4 protein-coding genes and 4 pseudogenes are annotated in these 5,066 nt (G+C 61.0%); 3 read left to right on the forward strand and 5 right to left on the reverse strand.

Features of this window, described 5'->3' with window-relative positions; all coding sequences use genetic code 11:
* From EN884_RS25435 to EN884_RS39775, 4 genes and pseudogenes are all read right to left on the reverse strand, one after another.
* A partial coding sequence (locus EN884_RS25435; protein WP_164895147.1) for a glutamate synthase subunit beta occupies positions 1-842 on the reverse strand: 842 nt, incomplete at its 3' end.
* Between the two features lie 41 nt (positions 843-883).
* Positions 884-1,047: pseudogene (locus tag EN884_RS25440) on the reverse strand (thioredoxin domain-containing protein); the annotation flags it as partial.
* 278 nt (positions 1,048-1,325) lie between these two features.
* Positions 1,326-1,595, reverse strand: a pseudogene (locus tag EN884_RS25445) (pyridoxal-phosphate dependent enzyme); the annotation flags it as partial.
* 8 nt (positions 1,596-1,603) lie between these two features.
* Positions 1,604-1,808: pseudogene (locus EN884_RS39775) on the reverse strand (isopenicillin N synthase family oxygenase); the annotation flags it as partial.
* A gap of 801 nt (positions 1,809-2,609) precedes the next feature.
* On the opposite strand from EN884_RS39775, the pseudogene EN884_RS25455 reads away from it, so the two are divergent.
* From EN884_RS25455 to EN884_RS40320, 3 genes and pseudogenes are all read left to right on the forward strand, one after another.
* Positions 2,610-2,889 (forward strand): annotated as a pseudogene (locus EN884_RS25455) (DUF411 domain-containing protein); the annotation flags it as partial.
* A gap of 9 nt (positions 2,890-2,898) precedes the next feature.
* The gene (locus tag EN884_RS39780) at positions 2,899-3,132 is read left to right on the forward strand and encodes a hypothetical protein (protein WP_127312611.1); all 234 of its coding nucleotides are present in this window, start codon (positions 2,899-2,901) and stop codon (positions 3,130-3,132) included.
* Positions 3,133-3,173: 41 nt separating this feature from the next.
* Positions 3,174-3,665, forward strand: a complete 492-nt coding sequence (locus EN884_RS40320; RefSeq protein ID WP_244514239.1) for a cytochrome c — start codon at positions 3,174-3,176, stop codon at positions 3,663-3,665.
* Positions 3,666-3,903: 238 nt separating this feature from the next.
* Here EN884_RS40320 and EN884_RS25470 read toward each other — a convergent pair whose 3' ends face one another.
* Entirely contained in the window at positions 3,904-4,320 is a 417-nt protein-coding gene (locus tag EN884_RS25470) for a hypothetical protein (protein WP_063169404.1), read from the reverse strand.
* Positions 4,321-5,066 lie beyond the last annotated feature (746 nt).

The raw sequence follows: 5,066 nt of genomic DNA on the forward strand, positions 1-5,066 counted from the left end.
GGCCACGCCACCGACTGGATCGGTTCGCCGCCGACACGCCTGTTCTGCTGCACCAGATAGGGCATCGCGTCATGCACGCCGCCGAGATCGTCGCCGGGAATGCCGGCCGCGCGCGGCGTTTCGGAACCGCCGCAATAAAGCACGGCGTCATGTTCGGCGAGCAGCTCGGCAACCGGCTTGTCGACGCCGACATTGACGCCGCAATGGAAGGTGACGCCCTCGCCCTGCATCTGCTCGATGCGCCGGTCGATATAGTGCTTCTCGATCTTGAAGTCGGGAATGCCGTAACGCATCAACCCGCCGGGCCGGCTCTCGCGCTCATAGACATGGACGTCGTGGCCGGCGCGGCCGAGCTGCTGGGCAGCCGACATGCCGGCCGGGCCGGAGCCGATGACGGCGACGCGCTTGCCGGTCTTCTTCTCCGGCGGATAGGGCCTGATATGGCCGGTCTCGTAAGCCTTGTCGGCGATCGCCTGCTCGACCGTCTTGATGGCGACGGGGATGTCCTCGAGGTTCAGCGTGCAGGCTTCCTCGCAAGGTGCGGGGCAGATGCGGCCGGTGAACTCCGGGAAATTGTTGGTCGAATGCAGGTTGCGGATCGCATTGTCCCAGTCGCCATTGTAGACGAGGTCGTTCCAGTCCGGGATCTGGTTGTGGATCGGGCAGCCCGTCGGCCCATGGCAGAACGGAATGCCGCAATCCATGCAGCGCGCGGCCTGTTTCTCGACCTCTTTGTCGGACATCGGCAGCGTGAATTCGCGGAAATGCCGGATGCGGTCGGAGGCCGGCTGGTACTTGTGCACCTGCCGGTCGATTTCGAGAAAGCCTGTTACCTTGCCCATAGTCCAGTTCCTGCTGTCCAGATGGTGCGCCTGGCGACGCCCTGCAGCTGGATCAGATGGGGCATCCCGTCCACACATGGGCCGCACCAAGTTGCCCAAAATTCGACTATGTACACTTGCCGGGCTCAAAGCTCGTGAGGGGCTCGCCATGCAGCCAGTTCTCGACTCTAATCGAAGGAGCCGGGGACTCCATCTGCAATACCACGTTGCGGTCCAAAGCTATTTCCAAAGGTTTCTGCACGAGCTGGTTTCCTCTCAGAGACGGCACACGGGTTCAGGGAGGAGCGCATCGCTCGTCTTGCCCCATTGAGTGCAGTCACAGTCACTCAGTCTCAAAAGCCATGCCAACGCGCTCAGCGCGCAGTTAGCGCCCATTGCTTCGAAAAACCTCGTCAGTGCCCAGATGTTGGTTGTAATGAACCTGACATTTGTCTGACGCTGTCAGCTTTTGGACACGCGATCACGCGCTTCGTGCCGCCAGATGGCCAGGCCGAGCCCTGTGTTGCCAGCGGTCGCTTCGATGATTGTACCGCCCCGCGCGTGCCACGCTGTTCGGCATTAACGATCATCGACAACGCAATGCGATCCTTGATCGATCCGCCGGGATTCTGGCTTTCGATCTTGACGAAGCGACGACACCTGCCGGTATCGAATCTCTTCAGTTCGACGACCGGCGTCTCCCCAATCAGATCGAGCACTGACAAATGGCGGACGCAGGCGAGAGGACGCCTTTGTCGACGGTCGGCGGAACATCTCGAGGCTCATGCGGCTGCGGTCTCCAGAATGTCGGCATAGTGCCGTTGCGCAATATCGGGATGCGAGCGCAGTCGGCTCTTCAGCAGTTGCGGAACAGGGGATTGTCGGGGTCGCTGGCGGGGCACCCGCTTCGGCAGCCAGTTCAGGCGGCAGGTCAAGAAACCGTATGTCGGCATCAAGCCGCGCGCCGAAGAAGAAGGGAATAGAAACAGTGCCCTTCGAAAGACCCAGGGCGACGGAAATCATTGCATCGGGCGAGTTCATGCGCCTGAAGCAGCGCTGGCTGCAACTGCTTCATAGCGACAGGCGGGCGGAGACTCTAGCGGGGCTTTCGCCGCTTGGTTGATTGAGGCTCTCGACGAAGCCACTAAGATTCGGCGGCCGATAATAGCTTGCTGCTCATTGGGACGCCGACCAACGCCGGGATTGAGAAAGGCAACCCTGCCCCACAAGGCGGGTGTCACACGTGCGGTGCGTCCGCTCGTCGCGCCGGATGGTCTTTGAGACCTGGGTTCACGGCTATTCAGATGCACCCCTGTCGGCTTTTCGGTGCAGGCCGCCAGGCGGCGTGTTGCAGCAGCGGTAATTAGTTTGAGAGCGTGCGAGCACGGGCTGCATAGTGAGATCATTTGCCGGCGTGGGGACCAAGGTGTGGCGCAGCCTTAGAGAACTCAACACCGAGACCGGAGCAACGGAGACGGCTCTTTCGTCGAGACAGTTTAATTGGAAGGCCGAGAAGCACCGGCTGGGTAGCGTCACGCCGCATCATTCTTTGCGGAGCTGGAGCGCGCGGGATCGCTGGAGCGGCTGGTGAAAGCGGTTGCCGGGGCGCACGCCAACAACAACACGTGAGCTGGCGCCTCGTGTGGCAAAAGGAGGGGGCGAGAGCCCATGGCCTGCAATGAAGCGATCAAGCATTGCGATCGTGGAACCAAGCTGCCTAGTCGACCATCCGGACCGCGGCCTTCAAGCCAGCTCGCCTTGGAATCGGCCTTCCAGGAATCACCGTCAAGGCCGACTCACGACCTTTTCGCCATGAGCCGCGAAGAGGGCATTCCGCCGGAAGCCGATGGCTGCCTTCTCTCGTTCATCGACGGCTATGTGGTGAGCGGCCATGTGCCGGTCGGCACGGTCAACAAGCTCTTGACCGAGCGGCCCGACATCAAAGGGCATGACGCTGCCCGGCATGCCGATGGGCTCCCCCGGCATGAGTGGCACGAAGGAAGCGCCCTTCGAGATTCTCGAAATCCGAAAGTCTGACGCGACCGGCGGCATCTACGCCACGGAATAGGAGGCTTCGATGATGGAATGCATGAGCGGCATGATGATGTTCGGCACGGGCCTGGTGTGGCTGCTTGTCGTCGTCGTGCTCGTCCTCGGGACGGCCGCGCTGATCAAATACCTGTTCTCCAGCGGCGGCAAAGGAGAAGGGCGTCGGTCCTCTTATCGATGCGTGGCCGCGGCAGGCCTCGGATTGGTCTGGACATTGCCTTGGCTCGCCAACCGGATGGCCGCGCCCCGGCCGCGGCGATAGCGCTAGGCAAGACGGTTTTAGCCAGGCGAAGGTCAGCGCGATTGGAAAGCCCGCTGCCTTCGGGACGCATGCCGGCGCCGGGACCGGCCGCGGTCGTCGGCGGCGGCTACCAGAGCGACATGCCGGGCTTCGGGAATGTCCTCACCGACGAGGAGATCCGGGCCGTTCTGGCCTTCATCAAAAGCACATGGCCCGAGCGGGAACGCGCCTATCAGGCAGATGAGCCGCCGGGAGCGGGAGCAGACACAGTGAGACCAATCCTAGCCGCGGAGCCCTCGAACGCCCCCAACCGGAATGCATTGTCCATGAAAGCGAAACCGTCGCTTGCGATTCAATTTCTGGCGCTGATCCTCGGGACCTCCGCGCTGGCCCACCATCCGGGCGCCGATCTCGACAAGATGAGGGACAGCGCGGAGAGGTTCTTCCAGGCGATCGACGAGCAGGCCGCGCCGCCTTTCGAACTGGCCGACGCGGACGGAAGGGCCGTCCGCCTTCCGATCTCTCCGACAAGATCGTGGTGCTCTACTTCATGACGAGGTAACCTTGGAAGAAGAAGGCGACGGCCACTGGCGGCAGGATGGCAAGCACGCTGGCCGCAAAAAGCGGCCCATACTCATAGAAGCGGGCCGGTTCTGTCGCAAATCGTGCTTTTGGCCACAACTGGACGCTTTCGCGCGCTTATGGACCAGCTCACATGACAGGGCTCGACGTGCCCCGGGGTGGCGCCCTACTTCCACGCTCGCACTGTCACACTCCCGCCGAAAGGCGGGTTTAGTGAGTTATGGCAGTGACTGTGCCACCAGTCCAAACGTCGAGTTTCGCGGCAACTTCGACGCTTTCCTTAGCTGACTTGCCCAAAACCAGCGCGGCCAAAGCATACTGCTTGCCGCTCCCGATGGCATAATATTCACCTTTCACGGGATCACTTGGCAGCCAATTGCCGTCCAACAATACGGCTTCCCCATTTTTGCGCACTATCAGCGCCTCAAATTCAAAATTGTCGTCGTTGCGCGGCACAGGAATATCAGAAACATCCATGCCCTTCTCAACCCAGTCTCGAACGGCCTTTGGAATACCCAAGGACGAAGAGGAAACGCCGATGAGTGTGCCGTCGCATAAGCGAAACACCTTCGTTTTCTCACCGACGGATACTGAGTCAAAACCCAAGGCTCGGCCGTCGCCAGCCATGGTTCCGTTCCTGTAAGCTATTGTTGTCATTGGCACCCTTCTATCGCTGCATCAAACTTCAGGACCTTGCGCATGTCCCCTGTGTCAAGGTCACTGACCGACGGCCTATTTGCCTGATACACGATACAGGCTGCGCTCCTTGAGTTCGCGCACGGGTGGCCGTCATCTTGCCGCCTTCGCGCAATGCCTTGAACAGGCCGAGTCTGTCCCCCAGCGGGAATGACAACCACCTCCATGTCGTTGAAACGCAGGAAATCCGTCACTTTGCCTCGTCGGTAACGGGCGGAGCCGGAGCGGTCGTCACCGGGCAAGCGCGGTCGCAGTAGGTATCCTGGGCAGCCCGTCAGACATGGATGGCTTCGGTTGTGTCATGCGACTTCTTGTTGGTCGGTCACGTGTTTCCGGATAACCAGCATGCGCTGTGCCAAATGAGAAAACCATTTAAAGTCAATCCAGCAGATCTGACTGTATTCCGACATTGTCGGAAATTGGACATCGCCGAACGCGGGCGCTCGGGGCTTGTGATGATACTTGGGCGTGCTGCTTCGGAGGAGGGATGCGCCTCGTACCGGCCGCGAAGCCTTCCTGCATTTAAGGCGCCAGATCAATTGAACGCGATGCCGGGCAGCGTCGCAGCGGCTAAGCCAGCCACTCGCATTGCTCCCTGACAGGATGGTGCCGATCCTGCTGAGATCGCATGCTGGCGCGACGTTGCTTTGCGGCCACCGTCGCGCCTGCCCGTGAAC

Origin of the sequence: Mesorhizobium sp. M7A.F.Ca.AU.001.01.1.1, from assembly GCF_004022735.1 — a bacterium.
Lineage (GTDB): Bacteria > Pseudomonadota > Alphaproteobacteria > Rhizobiales > Rhizobiaceae > Mesorhizobium > Mesorhizobium ciceri.